Source organism: Streptomyces auratus (assembly GCF_050433025.1).
Lineage (GTDB): Bacteria > Actinomycetota > Actinomycetes > Streptomycetales > Streptomycetaceae > Streptomyces > Streptomyces sioyaensis.
On sequence record NZ_JBNGCB010000001.1, the window covers coordinates 3,620,702 to 3,639,223 of the forward strand.

At 71.2% G+C, this 18,522-nt stretch carries 16 protein-coding genes; 8 read left to right on the forward strand and 8 right to left on the reverse strand.

The window, feature by feature from the left end; all coding sequences use genetic code 11:
* Positions 1 to 80: 80 nt before the first annotated feature.
* From BKA18_RS15550 to BKA18_RS15575, 6 genes are all read right to left on the reverse strand, one after another.
* The gene (locus tag BKA18_RS15550) at positions 81 to 1,205 is read right to left on the reverse strand and encodes an LLM class flavin-dependent oxidoreductase (RefSeq protein WP_366046683.1); all 1,125 of its coding nucleotides are present in this window, start codon (positions 1,203 to 1,205) and stop codon (positions 81 to 83) included.
* Positions 1,206 to 1,316: 111 nt separating this feature from the next.
* On the reverse strand, positions 1,317 to 2,102 hold the full coding sequence (locus BKA18_RS15555) for an SDR family NAD(P)-dependent oxidoreductase (protein ID WP_366046682.1): 786 nt from the start codon (positions 2,100 to 2,102) through the stop codon (positions 1,317 to 1,319).
* Positions 2,103 to 2,181: 79 nt separating this feature from the next.
* Positions 2,182 to 3,180, reverse strand: coding sequence for a TIGR03619 family F420-dependent LLM class oxidoreductase (locus tag BKA18_RS15560; protein ID WP_366046681.1), 999 nt, complete (start codon positions 3,178 to 3,180; stop codon positions 2,182 to 2,184).
* Between the two features lie 158 nt (positions 3,181 to 3,338).
* Positions 3,339 to 3,704, reverse strand: coding sequence for a MerR family transcriptional regulator (locus BKA18_RS15565; protein WP_366046680.1), 366 nt, complete (start codon positions 3,702 to 3,704; stop codon positions 3,339 to 3,341).
* Between the two features lie 428 nt (positions 3,705 to 4,132).
* A complete protein-coding gene (gene cutA, locus BKA18_RS15570; protein ID WP_366046679.1) occupies positions 4,133 to 4,804 on the reverse strand; it encodes a divalent-cation tolerance protein CutA in 672 nt (223 codons plus the stop codon).
* 286 nt (positions 4,805 to 5,090) lie between these two features.
* Positions 5,091 to 6,317 carry an amidohydrolase family protein gene (locus tag BKA18_RS15575; protein WP_366046678.1) on the reverse strand — a complete coding sequence of 409 codons (1,227 nt, stop codon included), beginning with the start codon at positions 6,315 to 6,317 and terminating at the stop codon, positions 5,091 to 5,093.
* Between the two features lie 256 nt (positions 6,318 to 6,573).
* Here BKA18_RS15575 and afsR point away from each other — a divergent pair, with 256 nt between their 5' ends.
* From afsR to BKA18_RS15595, 4 genes are all read left to right on the forward strand, one after another.
* Entirely contained in the window at positions 6,574 to 9,510 is a 2,937-nt protein-coding gene (gene afsR, locus BKA18_RS15580) for an SARP-family global regulator AfsR (protein ID WP_366046677.1), read from the forward strand.
* Between the two features lie 211 nt (positions 9,511 to 9,721).
* Positions 9,722 to 10,048 (forward strand): hypothetical protein, encoded by a 327-nt coding sequence (locus BKA18_RS15585; RefSeq protein WP_051006899.1) that lies wholly within the window; start codon positions 9,722 to 9,724, stop codon positions 10,046 to 10,048.
* A gap of 294 nt (positions 10,049 to 10,342) precedes the next feature.
* Complete coding sequence (locus BKA18_RS15590; RefSeq protein ID WP_366046676.1) at positions 10,343 to 10,645, forward strand: hypothetical protein; 303 nt, start codon at positions 10,343 to 10,345, stop codon at positions 10,643 to 10,645.
* A gap of 93 nt (positions 10,646 to 10,738) precedes the next feature.
* Complete coding sequence (locus tag BKA18_RS15595) at positions 10,739 to 12,289, forward strand: class I adenylate-forming enzyme family protein (protein ID WP_366046675.1); 1,551 nt, start codon at positions 10,739 to 10,741, stop codon at positions 12,287 to 12,289.
* Positions 12,290 to 12,497: 208 nt separating this feature from the next.
* Here BKA18_RS15595 and BKA18_RS15600 read toward each other — a convergent pair whose 3' ends face one another.
* Complete coding sequence (locus BKA18_RS15600) at positions 12,498 to 14,135, reverse strand: FadD3 family acyl-CoA ligase (RefSeq protein ID WP_366046674.1); 1,638 nt, start codon at positions 14,133 to 14,135, stop codon at positions 12,498 to 12,500.
* Positions 14,136 to 14,242: 107 nt separating this feature from the next.
* Between BKA18_RS15600 and BKA18_RS15605 the strand changes: the two genes are divergently transcribed.
* From BKA18_RS15605 to BKA18_RS15615, 3 genes are read left to right on the forward strand one after another with little or no spacing between them, the layout of a single operon-like run.
* Positions 14,243 to 15,391, forward strand: a complete 1,149-nt coding sequence (locus tag BKA18_RS15605; protein ID WP_366046673.1) for a lipid-transfer protein — start codon at positions 14,243 to 14,245, stop codon at positions 15,389 to 15,391.
* 60 nt (positions 15,392 to 15,451) lie between these two features.
* Positions 15,452 to 15,934, forward strand: coding sequence for a Zn-ribbon domain-containing OB-fold protein (locus BKA18_RS15610; protein WP_366046791.1), 483 nt, complete (start codon positions 15,452 to 15,454; stop codon positions 15,932 to 15,934).
* Positions 15,931 to 16,725, forward strand: coding sequence for an enoyl-CoA hydratase/isomerase family protein (locus BKA18_RS15615; RefSeq protein ID WP_366046672.1), 795 nt, complete (start codon positions 15,931 to 15,933; stop codon positions 16,723 to 16,725). Before BKA18_RS15610 ends, BKA18_RS15615 begins: the two co-directional genes overlap by 4 nt.
* A gap of 35 nt (positions 16,726 to 16,760) precedes the next feature.
* Here the strand turns inward: BKA18_RS15615 and BKA18_RS15620 are convergent, their stop codons facing one another.
* The gene (locus tag BKA18_RS15620) at positions 16,761 to 17,312 is read right to left on the reverse strand and encodes a hypothetical protein (protein ID WP_366046671.1); all 552 of its coding nucleotides are present in this window, start codon (positions 17,310 to 17,312) and stop codon (positions 16,761 to 16,763) included.
* Positions 17,313 to 17,516: 204 nt separating this feature from the next.
* On the opposite strand from BKA18_RS15620, the gene BKA18_RS15625 reads away from it, so the two are divergent.
* On the forward strand, positions 17,517 to 18,500 hold the full coding sequence (locus BKA18_RS15625; protein ID WP_366046670.1) for a hypothetical protein: 984 nt from the start codon (positions 17,517 to 17,519) through the stop codon (positions 18,498 to 18,500).
* Positions 18,501 to 18,522: the final 22 nt, after the last annotated feature.

Below are 18,522 nucleotides of genomic sequence, written 5' to 3' on the forward strand. Positions count from 1 at the left end.
GCGGACCAGGCCCGCTGCACGGCTTCTCCTCGGCGGAACTCAGGCCTTACGGCCTGCTCAGCGGCACCATCCGTCGGACATCAGCCGCGCGCGGCCTTCCGGAACCGACTCGTCCGGTGCACCGGATCCGTATCGATCTCCGGGATCACGTGCGCACCGATCAGCCGGATCGTGTTCATGGTGTCCTCGTACGAGATCCCGATCGGCAGACCGAAGCTCAGCTGGTCGGCGCCGGCCCGCTCCCACCGCCGGCACTGCCCGAGCACCTCGTCCGGGTCACCGCAGATCATCAGCTCCTCGGCGATCAGCAGCTCGATGACCTCGGCGGTGTAGTCGGGCAGCAGCTCCGGCCACTCGGGGATGCCGTCGGGCCGCGGGAAGGTGTCGTGGTAGCGGAAGACCAGCGACTGGAGGTAGTTGAGCCCTCCGTTGACCGCGATCTCCACCGCCTTGTCGTGCGTCTCGGCACAGATCGCCGTGGACGTCACCATCACGTTGTCGTTGACGAAGTCACCGATCGGCTCGGCGTCCCGGATCGCCGTCTTGTACTGCTCCAGCACCCACTCCATGTCGGAGACCTTCTGCACGCTGAAGCCGAGGACGCCCAGCCCCTTCTTCGCGGCCATGGCGTACGAGGACGGCGAGCCGGCCGCGTACCACATCGCCGGGTGCGAGGCCCCGTACGGCTTGGGGAAGATCTTGCGCGGCGGCAGCTGCCAGTGTTTGCCCTGGAACCCCGGGTACTCCTCCTGGAGCCACATCTTCGGGAACTCGGCGATGGTCTCTTCCCAGATCTCCTTGGTGTGGTTCATATCGGTGATGCCCGGCAGGAACCCCAGGATCTCGTGGCTGCCGGCGCCCCGCCCGCTGCCGAATTCGAAGCGCCCTTCGCTGAGGTGGTCGAGCATGGCGACCTTCTCGGCGACCTTCACCGGGTGGTTGACCTGGGCGAGCGGGTTGAAGATCCCGGACCCCAGGTGGATCCGCTCGGTCGCGTGGGCCAGATAGCCGAGGAAGACGTCATTGGCGGAGAGGTGCGAATACTCCTCCAGGAAGTGGTGCTCGGACGCCCAGGCGTACTTGAAGCCGGACGCGTCCGCCTGGATGACGTACTCGGTCTCCTCCATCAGCGCCTTGTGCTCCGCGAGCGGATCGGTCTCGGCCCGCTTTCCCACGTACCCCTGTACAAAGAGCCCGAATTCCACGGAGGTTCACCGTCCCTGGCTACTTCTGACACACCGTCAGATTCGATGTGCCGACTGTTCCAGCGCACGCACGGAGCGTCAAGGGCCGTCACCACTCGACCTGACGCCACATCAGATGATGCTGACCCCTGCCAGCCAGCCCCCGTCGATGACGAACGGCTGCCCGGTGATGTACGACGAGTCCGCGCACGACAGGAAGAGCGCCAGCTTGGCGACCTCCTCCGGCTGCCCGATCCGCCCCAGCGGCACCAGCTTCTGGTAGAGCTCGTCGACGGCCCGCTTCGACTCGGCGGGGTCCACGGCCGGGTCGAGCGCGGCGGGACGGGTCATCGGGGTGTCCACCGCCCCCGGGCACACCGCGTTGACCCGGACCTTCCTGGCCGCCAGCTCCATCGCGGCGACCCGGGTCAGCCCGAGGACCGCATGCTTGGTCGCGGCGTACGCCCCGACGAACGCCATGCCCGTCAGCGCCGTGTACGAGGCCGTGTTGACGATCGTCCCGCCGCCCGCCGCCTCGATCTCCGGCGCGACCGTACGGATCCCCAGGAAGCACCCGACCTGGTTGACCTGCACCACCTCCTGGAACTCCGCCAAGGGCGTCGACACCAGCTCGTTGAAACGCAGGATCCCGGCGTTGTTGACCAGCCCGTCGATCTTCCCGAAGGTGTCCTTGGCGGCGACCACGGCGGCCTGCCAGTCCGCCTCCCGCGTCACATCCAGATGGACGTACCGCGCGGCATGCTCACCCAGCTCCCCGGCGAGTGCCTCCCCCCGCTCGTCGAGCACGTCCCCCAGCAGCACCCGCGCCCCCTCCGCGACGAACAGCCGCGCCTCCTGCTCCCCCTGCCCACGCGCCGCACCCGTAACGATGACGACCCGCCCGTCGAGCTTGCCCATGCCTGCACTCCTCTGCTGGTGAGTACGTCCGTGCCTGCTGGTGCGTACGTGCGTTTCCGCCGACGGGGTAGGTGCGTTCCTACCGGCGGGCAGGTCCGGGCGGGCCGTCAGCCGGGCCCAGCAGCGGCGCCACCTCCGTCCCGAACGCCGCCATCTGGTCCGTCAGTTCGGCACTGCTACGGCTGCGGAACCGCACCTGGACCTGATCCACCCCCATCGCCCGGTACTCCCGCAGCGAGTCCGCGAGCCGCTCCGGCGCCCCGGACAGCGTCCGCCGCCCGACCGCCCACCCCGGCTCGCCCACATACAGCGGCTCGGCGAGGGCGCCGATCACGAGGGGCGCCTTGATCCCCGCCGCCTCCCTCAGCCGCCGCAGCTTCGCGATCTGCCCGGGCAGTTCGTCCCGCCGGTCGCCCTGCGGCAGCCATCCGTCGCCGCGCACCGCGGCCCGGCGTACGGCGGCGGGCGAGGAGCCGCCCACCCAGACCGGCGGCCGCGGGGTCTGCACGGGGCGCGGCGCCTGCCCCAGCCCCTCGAACGCGAACCGCTCCCCCGCGAACGCGGGGAACTCCTCCGGCCCCAGCGCCGCCTTCAGCGCATCGACCGTCTCGTCCAATACGGCCCCGCGCCGCGCGAAGTCCACCCCGAGCGCCTCGAATTCCTCCCGGACGTGCCCGGCCCCGACCCCGAGAATCAGCCGCCCCCCGGAGAGCCGGTCCACCGTCGCGTACTGCTTGGCCGTGACCAGCGGATGCTTCAGCCCGACCACCGCCACATGACTGAGCAGCCGCACCCGCTCGGTGACGGCGGCCAGATGCGCGAGGGTGGCGACCGGGTCGTACCAGACCGTGCTCATCGCCTCGGCCAGCCGCCGCGGGATCGCGATGTGCTCACAGCAGGCGAGGTAGGCGAACCCGTATTGGTCGGCGGCCCGCGCGACGGCGACCAGATCCGCGGGCCCAGCGGCCGGCTCCCAGCTCTCCGCGAAGAGCGTGCTCTGCGCCTGCACCGGAAGCTGCATCCCGTACGCCAGCCGCCCCGCCCCGGGCCGCCACACCGCCTCGTCCGCGCTGTCCATACGCCCTCCCCGGCCATACCTGACGGAGCGTCATATAACTTGCGCGGGACATCGTCGTACCTGCCGAGGCATCAGGCAAGGGGCGCAGGAGAGCGGACCACCGGGATTCGGTCCGAGGAGGGCCCTGCCTCCCGCGGCCTACCAGCCCGCACCACCGCTCAGCTTTCGCCGCCGGACGAGGCACGTGCCGCGTTCGGCTGCGAGCCGGCACCGCGGGAGCGCAGTTCCTCGTTGATCCGCCGGGCTTCCTCAAGCTGGTCTTCGAGGATGACGATGCGGCAGGCGTCCTCGATCTTGGTGCCCTGGTCGACGAGTTCACGGGCCCGGGCGGCGATGCGCAGCTGGTAACGGGAGTAGCGGCGGTGGCCGCCCTCGGAGCGCAGCGGGGTGATCAGGCGGTTCTCACCGAGGGTGCGGAGGAAGGCGGGCGTTGCGCCGATCATTTCGGCGGCCCGACCCATGGTGTAGGCGGGGTAATCGTCGTCGTCGAGATTGTCGGTGGGGCGGGGACTGCTAGGGGGCATAGCACCTCGTCTTTCGGGGACGCGTCGAGGGGCCCGGGTGCCGTGCGGCACCCGGGCCCCGAGCTTTCAACACCATCTACCGGCTCACTGCGCCGGCCTTCTTTTTCCGCTTGTCCACCTGGGAGGGCGGAGGTGCGGGGATCGCAAATACGTGACCGGGGACCACCTTCCATTCTGGGGCCTGCGGTACCCGAGCGGTGTTCTTCCTCGCCCGGGCGATCCTGATGGCGTCTGCTCCTTACCTCGTTCGCTGAATCGGTCGTACTGCGGGTCTTGCGGGTACTGCTTGCGGCCCCTTGGACCGCTTGGCCCGGCAGCCAGCGACGGGACCCACCATTTCCGGCCCCGCTACTCCACTGCCGTTCCACACCTGCTGTGACCTGCATGCACGGCAGTTCATGTCTGCCATGCCTTCTTCGCTGTCTTGACTACAAAAGGAACCCTAACCTCTCCCAAACCACATGTCTACACTCGCCATGACAGATTTCCTTCGGGGCGGGATGTGGTGGTTCTACCGCGCCCACCCCGGAAAGCTGCTCCGTCGGGAGAGTGAACGACGGGCGCGACAGCCCCGCCGACGGCGCCCGGCCCGCCAGGTACGGGTGCCGGCCGCCGCACAGGCACGGGTGCCGGCCCGCGCTCACTCCGGCGTCGTGGCCGTCTCGACCCAGTGCAGATGTTTCCTTCGACCCGGCCACCATCGGGACGGCCGTCACTTCGGGTTTCCACCACGGGTGGTGCGCCAGCAGATGCGCCTCGACCTCGTCGTACCTGTCGGCACGGGTCGCGAGAAGAAGCTGCCATTCCGCACCCGTGCCGCATTCGCCCTCGTGCCGGAACACGGAGGTCACCGGCCCCGCGATCCGCGCCCCGGCCGCGAGCCGCGCGGACACGAGGGACTGGGCCGGCCGCACGGCCTCCGCATGGCTCTGTGTGGCGGTGGACACCTGAAGGAATCCCGTCATGCGATAACCAGCTCCCCGGCGCGGCAGCCGCGCTCCTCTGCTTTCCGCCACCCGGCGTACGTCACGCAAACTTCCGCTCAACTGGCGGGCCAGGTAGTGCAGTTCCGGGAATGTGGCCTTGCGATCCGCCAGCATGTCGGCCGCATGACCGAGCAAACCGGGACGGGGAGGAAGGCAGTGCGCGCGGACGCGTTGCCGCGACGGCGGCGGCACCGGCCTGCCGATGGCGGCCCTGGGCTGGCGGTAACAGCCGCAACAGCGAAGGGAAGATGCGAGCGAGACAGTTCGCCATGTCGGCCTGCTTTCTCAGGTGGGTCATGTGTAGCGCACGGTTTCCGGTGCGGCCTCGTACGCCTTGCCGAGGGCGGCAAGGGCGGCCTCCGCCTGCCCGTCGAGCTGATATCCGCGCAGCCGTAGCGCCTCAGCCCCCCGCCCCCGCCCAAAGCCCCTCCCCCGTCAACCCCAACAACTCAATCGCATTGCCGCGCACGATCCGTTCCACCACGTCCGGGGGCAGGTGGCTCATCTGGGACTCGCCGACCTCCCGGGACTTGGGCCAGGTCGAGTCCGAGTGCGGGTAGTCGGTCTCGTACAGGACGTTCCCGACGCCGATCGCGTCGAGGTTCCGCAGGCCGAAGGCGTCGTCGAAGAAGCAGCCATAAACGTGCTCGGCGAAGAGTTCGGCCGGCGGGCGGAGGACCTTGTCGGCGACGCCGCCCCAGGCGCGGTTCTCCTCCCAGACCACGTTCGCGCGCTCCAGGATGTACGGGATCCAGCCGATCTGGCCCTCGGCATACATGATCTTCAGATGGGGGAAACGGTCGAACTTGCCGCTCATCAGCCAGTCGACCATCGAGAAGCAGCAGTTGGCGAAGGTGATCGTGGAGCCGACGGCGGGTGGGGCGTCCGCCGAGGTCGAGGGCATCTTGGACGAGGAGCCGATGTGCATGGCGATGACCGTGCCGGTCTCGTCGCAGGCGCGCAGGAACGGGTCCCAGTAGTCGGTGTGGATGCTGGGCAGCCCCAGATGCGGCGGGATTTCGCTGAAGCAGACGGCGCTAACGCCGCGGGCCGCATTGCGCCGCACCTCCGCGGCGGCCAGTTCCGCGTCCCACAGGGGGACGAGGGTGAGCGGGATCAGCCGGCCCTGCGCCTGCGGGCCGCACCACTCCTCCACCATCCAGTCGTTGTACGCCCGTACGCCGAGCAGCCCCAGCTCGCGGTCCTTGGCCTCGGTGAAGGTCTGGCCACAGAAGCGGGGGAAGGTGGGGAAACACAGGGCGGACTGGACGTGGTTGACGTCCATGTCGGCCAGTCGCTCGGGCACGCTGAAGGAGCCGGGGCGCATCTGCTCGTAGGTGATCCCTTCGAGCCGGATGTCGTCGCGGGAGTGGCCGACGGCGGTGTCGAGGCGGGTCAGCGGCCGGTGCAGATCCTCGTAGACCCACCAGTCGGCTATCGGGCCGTCGTCACCCTCTGCGCCCATCTTTGGAGCGAACTTTCCGCCGACGAAGGACATTTCCTTCACGGGCGCCCGGACGATGCGCGGGCCGATGCCGTGGTACTTCGACGGGAGCCGGTCCAGCCAGACGTGGGGAGGCTCCACCGTGTGGTCGTCCACCGAAATGATCCTGGGGAAGGTCGCCATGCCGGATACGGTAGCGCCGATCTGACGATCCGTCAGTAATGGACGCCCGGGAGGCCGGGAACGTGGGGGCGCACGGAGGGTTTGCCTCCGCGCCCTATCCGTGCGCCGCCCCACCCCCGGCCCCGATCAGGCGGGGAGGCTTTGTGCACGGTCGGGACCCCTACTGACGGAAGCGGGCACAACAAGGCAGACTGACCGTTGCGCACAGCAAGGCAGTGCGTACAGCGCGACAGATGGCACACGGCAGGGGGGCACCATGGACGACGGTCCGGGGCGGGAGCGACTCCGCTTCACCGTGCTCGGTCCCGTACGGGCCTGGCGCGGCGCAACGCCGCTGGCAGCGGGCTCCCCGCAGCAGCGTGCGCTGCTCGCCGCACTACTGCTGCGCGGCGGACGGACCGCCACCGCGGCCGAACTCGTCGACGCCCTGTGGGGCGACGAGCCGCCGCATGCCGCGCTCGCCGCGCTGCGTACGTACGCCTCCCGGCTGCGCAAGGCGCTGGGCGACGACTCCGAGGCCCTGGTCAGCGAGTCCGGCGGCTATGCGATCCGGCCGGTGAACGGCCGCTCCCTGGACCTCGACCACGACCGTGCCGAGCAGTACGCCGCCGAGGCGGAGAAGGCCAAGGCCTCCGGCGACCGCGGGCGAGCCCGCGAACTCCTGGAATCCGCACTGGCGTTGTGGGACGGCGAGCCGCTGGCCGGTCTCGCAGGTCCGTACGCCGAAACCCAGCGCACCCGCCTCGACGAGTGGCGGCTGTCCCTCACCGAGGCCCGGCTCGAACTGATACTGGAATCCGGTCGTCATGCCGACGTGGTGTCCGAGCTGACCGCGCTCACCGCCGCCCACCCGCTGCGCGAACGGCTGCGCGAACTCCTCATGCTGGCGCTGTACCGCAGCGGACGGCAGGCCGAGGCGCTCGCGGTGTACGCCGACACCCGCCGGCTGCTCGCCGATGAGCTGGGGGTCGATCCGTGCGCCTCCCTCTCCGACCTCCACCAACGGATCCTGCGTGCGGACATCGATCTGGACGCGCCACCCGTCACCAGCGACGGCCCGGGGTCCACCGACCAGGTCATCGTGCGCCCGCAGCAACTACCGGCGACCGTGGCGGACTTCACCGGCCGTACGACCTTCGTCTCCGAACTCGGCGCACAGCTCGCCACCGCCGAGGGCAGCGTGATGGCCGTCTCCGCGCTCACCGGCATCGGCGGAGTCGGCAAGACGACCCTCGCCGTCCATGTCGCACACGCCGCCCGCGAGCACTTCCCCGACGGGCAGCTCTACGTCGACCTGCAGGGCGCCGGCCAGACCCCGTCCGAGCCCGAAGCCGTCCTCGGCGCCTTCCTGCGCTCACTGGGCACCCCGGACTCCTCCATCCCCGACGGAATGGAGGAGCGCTCCGCCCTCTACCGCTCCACCCTCGCCGGCCGGCGCGTCCTGGCGCTCCTGGACAACGCCCGCGACGCCGCGCAGATCCGGCCACTGCTCCCCGGTACGGAGGGCTGCGCCGCCCTGATCACCAGCCGCGCCCGCATGATCGACCTGGCCGGCGCGCACCTCATCGACCTCGACGTCATGAGCCCCGAGGAGGCCATGAACCTCTTCACCCGGATCGTCGGCGAGGAACGCGTCAGCTCCGAGCGGAAGGCGGTGATGGCGGTCGTCGGCGCGTGTGGCTTCCTGCCCCTGGCCATCCGCATCGCCGCCTCCCGCCTGGCGGCACGCCGGACGTGGACGGTCTCCATCCTGGCCCGCAAGCTCGCCGACGAGCGCCGCCGGCTGGACGAACTCCGCGCCGGCGACCTCGCGGTCAAGGCCACCTTCGAACTGGGCTACGGCCAACTGGAACCCCCGCAGGCCCGGGCGTTCCGGCTGCTGGGGCTGGCCGACGGGCCGGACATCTCGCTCGCGGCCGCCGCCGCGATCCTCGATCTGGACGCCGATGAGGCCGAGGAGCTGCTGGAGTCCCTCGTGGACACCTCCCTGCTGGAATCCGCGGCGCCGGGGCGCTACCGCTACCACGACCTCGTACGGCTCTACGCGCGTGACTGCGCCGAGCGCGACGAACAGCCGCCCTCCGAACGCACCGCGGCCCTGTCGCGGCTGCTGGACTTCTACTCCGCCACGGCCGCCAACATGTACGTACTCGAACGCCCCGGCGACCGGCTCGTGGACCACATGGAGGCCACCGCCTTCGCAGGGCTGGAGTTCGCCGACCGCACCACCGCCCTGGAATGGCTGTTCAGCGAGGCCGGCTGCCTGCTGGCCTGCGCCCGCCAGTGCGGTGGTCCGGAGACACTGCGCCGCGCCGCCGACCTCCTCCTGCTCACCAAGGACCTGGCCGAATCCGGCGCCGACGCGCTCCAGTACGAGCAGTCCAACGTGGCGTTGCTGGCCGCTGCCCGGGAAGCCGGGGACCAGCATGCGCAAGCGCGGATCCATACCGCGCTCGCCTATGCCCGTACGCTGGCCGGACGGCTGGACGAAGCGGACGAGAACGCCAAGTCCGCCATGCTCCTCGGCCTCGCCGCCGAAGACCCCTTCTCCTCGTCCTACGCCCCCAATGACCGGGGCATCATCGCCAACTCCCAGCGGCGGCACGCCGATGCGGAAGCCTATTTGCGGCAGGCCCTGACGGCGTTCCGCGAAGACCACAACCAGCAGTCCGAGGCCAGCGCGCTCTGCAATCTCTCCCGGGTCCATCTGGACACCGGGCGGGTGGAAAGCGCCATACAGCTGGCGGAGGAGGGGATCGCCATCTACCGCCGGCTGGGCGCCAAACGCCGCCTCGCCAACGGCATGTACGCGCTCGCTCTGGCGTACACACAGGCCAACCGGCTCGTGGAGGCGGCCGAGCAACTCGGCGCCGCCCTGGCCATCTTCCAGGACAGCCGACAGAGGTTCTGGGAAGGCATGACCAACTTCCGGCTGGCCGAGGTCGATCTCGCGGCACGCAAGCCGGCTGCCGCCGCCAACCATGCCGAGCTGGCGCTGGCCGCCCTGCGCGGCATCGGCGGCGAATCCCGGCGGGCCAGCGTCCTCACCACGCTCGGACGGGCGCTCAACGACATCGGGCACACCGACCGGGCACGGGTGTGCTGGCAGGAGGCGTTGGCCATCTTTGAGCGTCTCGGGTCCGCGGAGAGCAGCACCGTGCAAGCACTCCTGTTTCCCGCGGCGCTCACATAAGCGCAGGTGGGCGCAGTCATCGTCGACGTTTATCGATCGTTCATCGACGAGGGCCAGTCTTTTCCTTACCGATCCGCCGCCTCGGGGGGCAAGCGGCTCGGTGACCAGGTCGCACCGTTAAGGTAAGCGGCCGCGCCGCGCCCGTCCGGCGGCCCACGGGGGAGTCTCCGGGCGGGCGGGGCACAAAGCGCCCACACAGGAGTTGATTGCGTTGAGCACCGAGAAGCAGGTACAGCATCTGAGGGACCGAGACATCATCAAGCCCCTCGACAGCCACCAGCCCATCGCGGGGAACGGCGTGACGTCGCAGGTGTCGCCGCAGGGGGACCGCGACATCATCAAGCCCTCCGACAGCCACCAGCCCATCGCGGGGAACGGTGTCACGCCGCAGGGGGACCGCGACATCATCAAGCCCTCCGACAGCCACCAGCCCATTGCGGGAAACGGCGTCAACCCCACTGCCGATGACAGTCACCAGCCGACTCCCGGTGAGGGTGTCGCGATGGACAGTCACCAGCCCATCGGCAAGCCCAACTAACTCCTAGAGGGCCCACGGGGGAATCGGGGGACACGGGGGATACGGGGGAACGCAGCACCAACGGGGGATACGGGGGATCGCTGCACCACCTGAACCAACGGGGGCGTTTCGGGGGACCGCAGGGGCTGGTGTCGATGGCCGGGAGGGGAAGCCACCGACACCAGTCCCTGCGGCGTTCCTGCGGTCGGTACGGCCTCCGTATGCATCTCTCCGGCGAGAAGTCGAACATTTGCGCACTTCAGCCGCTATTTTTGTGACACCGAGCAACACCCGTTTCTTTATGGAGGAGTTGGCATGATCTACCCGAAGAAAGCCCTCGCCATCGGCGCACTGGCGCTCGTCGCCTTAGGCGGTACCGCCGTACCCGCCATGGCCGACAACCACATGCCCGCCCCGCCCACCACCGCGGCCGCACCGAAGGGGCACGCGCCCGTGGCGCCCCTGGACAGTCACACTCCGGTGGTTCCGCTGGACAGGCACCGGCCGATAGTGGCCGGCGACAAGCACATGCCGGTGGCGCCCCTGGACAGGCACCGGCCGGTGCCGGCCGGCGAAGGTCACACGCCGTTGGTGCCGCTGGACAGCCACATCCCCTAACGGGTTCCCATGTCGACGCCTGACGCACGTATCTGACGAGGCGTCAGCCCTTGGTGCTACAGTCACGCCACCCGCGTTCAGCGAGGAGGCGCCGTGTTCGAATCGGCTCGCGTAGACACGCTCTGGGAACTGGTCGAGTACCGCGCGCGGGCCTCGCAGGGCGTGCCGATGTTCTTCGACGCGTATGGACGGACCGCCACCTTTGACGAGGTGCGGGACCAGGCGCGCCATGTCGCCGCCGGATTCCTGGCCTTGGGGATCGGGGCAGGAACGCGGGTGGCCTGGCAGTTGCCCACCCGGATCGACACGGTGATCGCGTCGCTGGCGCTGGCCCGGCTCGGGGCCGTACAGATACCCGTCATTCCCCTTCACCGGGAACGCGAAGTGGGCTTCATCCTGGCGGAGTCGGCGGCGGAGTGGGCGCTCGTACCGGGCGTGTGGCGGGGGTTCGACCACACCGCGATGGTGCGCAGGCTCGCCGGGGACGGGGTGCGGGTGCTCCCGGTGGACGAGGGGCTGCCGGTGGGGGACCCGGGCGGGCTGCCGGAGCCGGTGCCGGCCGGCGACGGGGACACCACCTGGATCTACTACACGTCCGGCACCACCAGTGCCCCCAAGGGCGTCGAGCACACCGATGCCACCCTCATCGCCGGTGGCATCGGGCTGGCCACCGCGCTGGGAATGTCCCCGGACGACATCGGCTCGATCGCCTTCCCGTACGCGCATATCGCCGGTCCGGACTATGTCGTCGCCATGCTGGTCAGCGGGTTTCCGGCGGTCGTCCTGGACAGCTTCGAGCCGGGCCGGGCGGCCGATGTCTACCGGCGGCACGGCGTGACCATGGCCGGCGGCAGTACCGCCTTCTACCAGGCATTTCTCGATGAGTCGCGGCACTACCGGCAGCGGCTGCCGCAAGCCGGCCAGCTGATCCCGTCGCTGCGGCTGCTGTCCGGCGGCGGGGCGCCGATGCCGCCGGAGCTCTACCGGGAGGCCGGGCGGGAGCTGGCGTGCGCGATCGTGCACGGCTACGGGATGACCGAGTGCCCGATGATCGCGATGGGCACGCCGTACGACAGCGACGAGCAGCTCGCGCGGACGGTCGGCAAGCCGGTCGTCGGCGCACGGGTGCGGATAGCCCGGCCGGACGGGTCCGAGGCCGGGGTCGGGGAGAGCGGTGAGGTGACGCTCAAGGGCTCGATGCTGTTCCGGCGCTACACCGACCCGGCGCTGACCGCCGAGGCCTTCGACGCCGAGGGCTACTTCCACACCGGTGACCTGGGGACCGTGCGCCCCGACGGGCATCTGGTGCTCACCGGGCGCCTGAAGGACATCATCATCCGCAAGGGCGAGAACATCTGCGCGCAAGAGATCGAGGATCTGCTGCACACCCATCCGGCGGTGGCGCAGGCGGCGGTGATCGGGCTGCCGGACCGGGAGCGCGGCGAGCGGGTGTGCGCGGTGGTCACCCCCGCCGACCCGGCCGCGCCGCCGCCCACCCTGGACGGCCTGACCGCGCATCTGCGGGCGGCCGGGCTGATGGTGCAGAAGCTGCCGGAGCAGCTGGAGATCACCGCGGAGCTGCCGCGCGGCGGGCCGCTGAACAAGGTGCTGAAGGCGGCCCTGCGGGCGCGGTATACGGAGTAGTCGCCGGGCGCGGTCGCGGGCCGGGTCGCCCTCGATGAGCTGGTGCTGCACGGCTCAGCGGCCGGCGGCCCGACTGGGCGCCTGCGGGGGCGTAGGGCGCTGCGTACGCGGGGCCGGTCCGGCGGACCGCAGTGGCCGCCGGCCCCGCTGGCCACCCCGGGCGCATAGGCCGCCGTGGTCCGCAGGGCCCGGTCCGGCAGCCGGCGGATCAGGCAGGAGCAGGCCCCGGGACGCCGTGCCGCAGCCGGGTCTTGAGTATCTTGCCGCTGGCGTTGCGCGGGAGCGCGGAGACGAAGGCGACCTCCCGCGGGACCTTGTAGTTGGCCATCTCGCGGCGGGACCAGGCGATCAGATCGTCGGCGGTGAGCAGCGAGCCGGCCCGGCGGACCGCATAGGCCTTGCCGACCTCGCCGAGCCGGGGGTCGGGTATGCCGATGACGGCGACCTCGGCGATGTCCGGGTGGCGGCCGAGGAGTTGCTCTATTTCGGCGGGATAGGCGTTGAAGCCGCCGACGATGAACATGTCCTTGAGGCGGTCGGTGATCCGGAGGTTGCCCGCCGCGTCGAGGACGCCGATGTCGCCGGTGCGCAGCCAGCCGTCGTGGGTGAGGGCCCGGGCCGTGCCGGCCGGGTCCTCGAAGTAGCCCGACATCACGTGGTAGCCGCGGACCAGGACCTCGCCCGCTTCGCCGGGGGCCACCGGGCCGCCCGAGGCGTCGGCGATCCGCACGTCGGTACCGGGCAGGGCCCGGCCCGAGGTCGTGGCGATGACCTCGGGCGGATCGCCGCGGCGGCACATCGTGACGATGCCCGAGCTCTCCGACAGGCCGTAGGCGGTCAGGACGGTGGAGATCTTCAGCTCGCTGCGCAGCCGCTCGACCAGCTCCAGCGGGACCACGGCGGCGCCGGTGACCACCAGGCGCAGCGCGGACAGGTCGTACCGGGCGCGGGCGGGGTGGTCGAGCAGCTGTTGGTGGAGGGTGGGCGGGCCGGGGAGGACGGAGATCTGCTCGGCGGCGATATGGGCGAGCGCGGTCTCCACGCTGAAGACCGGCTGCGGGATCATCGTCGCGCCGCGCAGCAGACAGGCGATGACCCCGGCCTTGTAGCCGAAGGTGTGGAAGAACGGGTTGACGATCAGATAGCGGTCGCCCTCCCTCAGGCCGGCGAGTTCGCTCCAGACGTCATAGGCGCGCAGGGTCTGCCCATGCGTGATCACAGCGCCCTTGGGGTGGCCGGTGGTGCCGGAGGTGAAGATGATGTCCGAGGCGTCGTCGGGGCACAGCGCATCGGCCCGGGCGCGGACCGTCCGCGCGGGCACGGACGCACCGCCGGCGAGGAAGTCCCGCCAGGTGACGAAGTCGGCGGGGGCGTCGTCGGCGAGCACCACGACCCGCTCCAGCTGCGGCAGGCCGGGCAGTGGGCCGCGGCCGGTGCCTTCCCGGGCGGCGCGGCGGAGCGAGGCGGCGTAGGACGTGCCGAGGAAGGTGCCGGTGACGAAGAGGAGCCGGGCACGGGTGCGGCGCAGGACGTAGGCGGCTTCGGTGCCCTTGAAGCGGGTGTTGACCGGGACGAGGACGGCGCCGGCGGTGACCGCCCCGAGGGCGGAGACGATCCAGTCGAGGGTGTTGGGCGCCCAGACGGCGATGCGGTCCCCTGGGGCGACGCCGGAGGCGATACAGGCGGCCGCCGCCCGCTCCACCCGCTCCCCCAACTCGGCGTACGACACCCGGGTGCGGCCCTCGACGACGGCCTCCCGGGGGCCGTACCGCAGGGCCGCCGCGCGCACGAGGTGCGGGATGACGCCGTACTCCAGATCGGCGCGCACATCCGGATCGTCCTGCATCGCACTGCCTCCCGCCGAAGAGCCGGTCCCACTAGCTGACTGGTCGTCAGATTAGCGGTAGCCTCCTCCGCTGTCAGCACTGACGACCGACCACGGAGGTGGCGACGGTGGCGACCCTCAAGGACGCTACGGCGATAGCCGGCATCGGGCAGACGCCGTTCGCAAAACAACTCCCCGCCTCGGAGAAGGAGTTGGCCTGCCGGGCGATCGTCGCGGCGCTCGACGACGCCGGGATCGCCCCCTCGGAGGTGGACGCCTTCGCCTCCTACACCATGGAGGAGACCGACGAGGTCGAGATCGCCAAGGCCATCGGCGCCGGGGACGTCACCCACTTCTCCAAGGTCGGCTACGGCGGCGGTGGTTCCTGCGCGACGGTGGCCCATCTGGCCGCCGCCATCGCCACCGGCCAGGCGAGCGTCGGCGTCGCCTGGCGGTCCCGCAAACGCGGCTCCGGACCGCGGCCCTGGAAGAACACCCGGGTCCAGCTGCCCACCCCGGGGCAGTGGACGCGCCCCTTCGGACTGCTGCGCCCCGCCGACGAGATCGGCATGCTGGCCCGCCGCTACATGCACGAATACGGCGCCACCCGCGACCACTTCTTCAACGTCGCCCTCGCCTGCCGCAACCGCGCCAACCAGAACCCGGCGGCGCTGATGTACGAACGCCCGCTGACCCGCGAGATGTACATGACCGCCCGCTGGATCAGCGAGCCGCTCTGCCTCTTCGACAACTGCCTGGAGACCGACGGCGCGCTGGCCTGTGTCGTGGTCGCCGCCGAGCGCGCCCGCGACTGCCGCCACCGGCCCGTCTACGTCCACGCCGCCGCCCAGGGCCTGCCCGCCCAGCACCACGGCATGGTCAACTACTGGAACGACGACCCGCTCACCGGCCCCGCCTGGACCGCTGCCCGGCAGTTGTGGAAGGGCGCCGACCTGGGCCCGCAGGACGTCGACGTGGCACAGATCTATGACGCCTTCACCCCCCTGATCCCGCTCTCGCTGGAGGGCTACGGCTTCTGCGGGCGCGGCGAGGGCGCGGCCTTCACCGAGGGCGGTGCCCTGGAGACCGGCGGCCGGCTGCCGCTCAACACCGGCGGCGGCGGCCTCTCGGAGGCCTACGTCCACGGCTTCAACCTCATCACCGAAGGCGTCAAGCAACTGCGCGGCACCAGCACCGCGCAGGTCCCCGGCGCCGCCACCTGTCTGGTCACCGCGGGCGAGGGCGTCCCCACCTCGGCCCTGCTGCTGAGGAGTTGAGATGCCATGACCCTTCGTGAGCCCGCCGGCGGGCCCGTGCGGGAATCCGTGCGCGATGCCATGACACCGAGGGTGCCAGCCGCCACTGACAGCCGGCCCGACGACGGCTGTGGCCTGCTGCTTCCCGTCCCCGACGAGGACGGCGCCCCGTTCTGGGAGTACGCCGCCAGGGGCGAGCTGCGCATCCAGGCCTGCGACGACTGCGGCACCCTGCGCTTCCCGCCCCGGCCCTGCTGCCCGTACTGCCAGTCCTTCGCCGCCCGCTGGCAGAAGATGAGCGGCCGCGGACGCATCTGGTCCTACGTGCTGCCGCACCCGCCGCTGCTGCCCGCGTACGCCGCCCTGCCCGGCTACAACGCGATCGTCGTGGAGCTGGCGGAGGCCCCGCGCATCCGCCTCGTCGGCAACCTCGTCACCGCCGCCGACGCCCCGCTCAACTCCGTCGCCCCCGCCCGGCTGCGCATCGGCGCCCCGGTGAAGGCCGCCTTCCACACCCTCCCGGAAGGCATGACCGTGCCCCGCTGGCTCCTGGAGCGGCCATGACCCTGCGCACCGCGGTCAAGGACGGGGTCGCCCTGGTCACCCTCGACCGGCCCGACCGGCACAACGCCATCGACCTGGACACCGCCGCCGAACTCGCCGCCACCTGGCGGGCGTTCCGCTGCGACGACGCCGTACGGGCCGCGGTGATCACCGGCGCCGGCGGCCGGGCCTTCTGCACCGGCCTGGACCGCTCCGCACACGTCCCCCAGCCGTCCTCGCCCTTCTCCCTGGACGACCCGCTGCTCCACATCGGCCCGAAGGCCAACGACCTGTGGAAGCCGGTGATCGCCGCCGTCGACGGAATGGCCTGCGGCGGCGCCTTCTACCTCCTGGGCGAGGCCGAGTTCCTCATCGCCTCGGAGAACTCCACCTTCTTCGACCCGCACACCACCTACGGGATGGTCAGCGCGTACGAATCCATGGCGATGGCACAGCGGATGCCCTACGGGGAGATCGCCCGGCTGGCCCTGATGGGAACGGCGGAGCGGCTGGGCGCACCCCGTGCCTACCGGATCGGCCTGGTCTCCGAGCTGACCGCGCCCGGCGCCGCGGCCGAGGTGGCGCTGCGCCGTGCGGCCGTGCTCGCCGCTCAGCCGACCGAGGCGGTCCAGGGCACCGTACGCGCCCTGTGGGCGGCCCGGGAGGCGGCCGCGGCGCCGGCCCTGGCCCACGCCCCGCAGCTGATCGCGCTGGGCAATCTGCCCCCGGACCGCCAGGCGGAGCTGTTCGCCGCCCGGAAGCGGCCCGGCCACCAGGAGGGCGGACCCGACGGCGGCCCTCCGGTGAGATGACCCACCGAAGCGGCGGCCCACCGGGCAGCGACCCCTTACATCCGGGTCTTGTGCGCCCGGGTGATCTGGCAGGTGTACCAGAACTGCCCGATGGAGGACTGGTTGACGGTGTACTTGGCGGTGTACGTCTCGGTGTCCCCGGGGCCGACGACGATGGAGCGCTGGTGCAGCCCGTACGCCTTGCCGTCGGCCGGCTTGGCCTTCATCCAGTTGACGGCCATGTCGTAGGAGAAGGAGTCCGTCGTGGACGGATTGGTGATGGAGACCGTGTAGGTGAACTGCCGCAGCGAATTGGAGAAGTCGCAGTTGCGGCCGCTGACGTCATCCCGGCCGTCCGGGTCGTAGGTCTCCTCGGCCGGCGACGGCGAGTAGGTGGGCTCCTCCGACGGCTCGCTCGTGTCGTACCCGTCGCTGGACGTGGACGTGGGCGTCGGGGAGGGGGGAAGGATCACGGGGTGCCGCTGAGGGAGGAGACAGCCGCTGGCCGTGGCGGCCGTGACCAGTACCAGGGCGGTTGCGGCCGCCGCTCTGCTCCCCCTGCGGACGCCCCCGCGGACGGCCGTGCCCATGCGCATGCGCTGCTTCATACTCCGCTCGATCCCCCGTGAGAACGTCCGACCCCGTCGCCACACTGTGGCTTGACGCGTGCACGGCACCCTAGCAAGAGCCGGTGACACCCCGGACGGGGCACCGGCCCACGCGGGCGGGCGTACCTGTCTCGCGGGCGCAGACGCGCAGGCGTAGCGTCGGTCACGGAGGACGACTGGACGACCCGAAGCGAGGCGACGCCCGTGGTGCGCAACGTTCTCGGGTCGCTGATCGCCCTCGCCGGAGCGGCGGCCGCCGTCTGGAGCCCCTTCCGTCCCTGGTACGACGGCCGTCACGGCAATGACGTCCGCATCGAGGACCTCTTCCACGGCATCACGGGCAACGGTGCCGCGCTCTTCGGCTCGCTCCTCCTCCCCATGGCCTTCGCCGCGCTGCTGACCCTGATCGGTGTCGCCCTGCGCTCCCGGCTGCTGGTGACCGTCGCCGGCCTGGTGGTGCTCGGTTTCACGGTCCTGTGGATGGTCCGCCAGGGGCAGGCCGCAAGCGAGCTGACGGCCGGCGCCCGCGGCTTGGGGGTGGGCGTGGCCAACGCCCTGGGCGGCGGCGCCCTGCTGCTGCTCGGCGCCCTGGTCATGCGGGGCCGCGGCCGCCGGGTCCTCGACCGCGACTACGACGACCGGGGATACGACCGCGGGTACGACGACGGGTACTACGGACGGCCGCCGTATGACGACGGCTACTACGGACGCCCGCCGTACGACGAGCGCTATGCCGCCCCCACGCGCTACGACGAGGACACGCCCTACCCCCCGGGGACGCCCGAACCCTGGGACGCGGGCCGCCCGGGCGCCGAGGAGTGGAACCCGGAGCCGTACTCGACCGGCCCCACCCCCACCGGACCACCGGCGGGCCCCGCCCCCGGCGGCCACGGCGGCGGCGCCTACGGGCCGCGCGACGACACCCCCACCGCTCCCCAGCCGGTGCCCCCGCCGCCCCCGCCCACCCGGCAGCAGCCACCGCCACCCCAGCAGCCCCAGCAACAGCAACCCCCGCCGCCCCCGCCGACCATGCCGGCCCATCAGCAGCCGCCCACACCTCCCGTGGAGTGGGGCAGGGAACAGCGGCAGCCGGGACACCGGGAACCCGAACAGCCTCCACGGCGCCAGGAACCGGAACCGCCCCCACGGCGGCAGGAACCCGAACAGCCCCCGGAGGAGCGGCAGTAGACGGCCGGGCCCCTACGGCGGT

Excerpts from the sequence above, each read along its gene's own strand:
- BKA18_RS15575 (WP_366046678.1), bottom strand. The coding sequence starts at position 6,317 with ATGGCGACCTTCCCCAGGATCATTTCGGTGGACGACCACACGGTGGAG.
- cutA (WP_366046679.1), bottom strand. The coding sequence starts at position 4,804 with ATGCTGGCGGATCGCAAGGCCACATTCCCGGAACTGCACTACCTGGCC.
- BKA18_RS15590 (WP_366046676.1), top strand. The coding sequence starts at position 10,343 with ATGATCTACCCGAAGAAAGCCCTCGCCATCGGCGCACTGGCGCTCGTC.
- BKA18_RS15560 (WP_366046681.1), bottom strand. The coding sequence starts at position 3,180 with ATGGACAGCGCGGACGAGGCGGTGTGGCGGCCCGGGGCGGGGCGGCTG.
- afsR (WP_366046677.1), top strand. The coding sequence starts at position 6,574 with ATGGACGACGGTCCGGGGCGGGAGCGACTCCGCTTCACCGTGCTCGGT.
- BKA18_RS15620 (WP_366046671.1), bottom strand. The coding sequence starts at position 17,312 with ATGAAGCAGCGCATGCGCATGGGCACGGCCGTCCGCGGGGGCGTCCGC.
- BKA18_RS15565 (WP_366046680.1), bottom strand. The coding sequence starts at position 3,704 with ATGCCCCCTAGCAGTCCCCGCCCCACCGACAATCTCGACGACGACGAT.
- BKA18_RS15615 (WP_366046672.1), top strand. The coding sequence starts at position 15,931 with ATGACCCTGCGCACCGCGGTCAAGGACGGGGTCGCCCTGGTCACCCTC.
- BKA18_RS15610 (WP_366046791.1), top strand. The coding sequence starts at position 15,452 with ATGACACCGAGGGTGCCAGCCGCCACTGACAGCCGGCCCGACGACGGC.
- BKA18_RS15555 (WP_366046682.1), bottom strand. The coding sequence starts at position 2,102 with ATGGGCAAGCTCGACGGGCGGGTCGTCATCGTTACGGGTGCGGCGCGT.
- BKA18_RS15600 (WP_366046674.1), bottom strand. The coding sequence starts at position 14,135 with ATGCAGGACGATCCGGATGTGCGCGCCGATCTGGAGTACGGCGTCATC.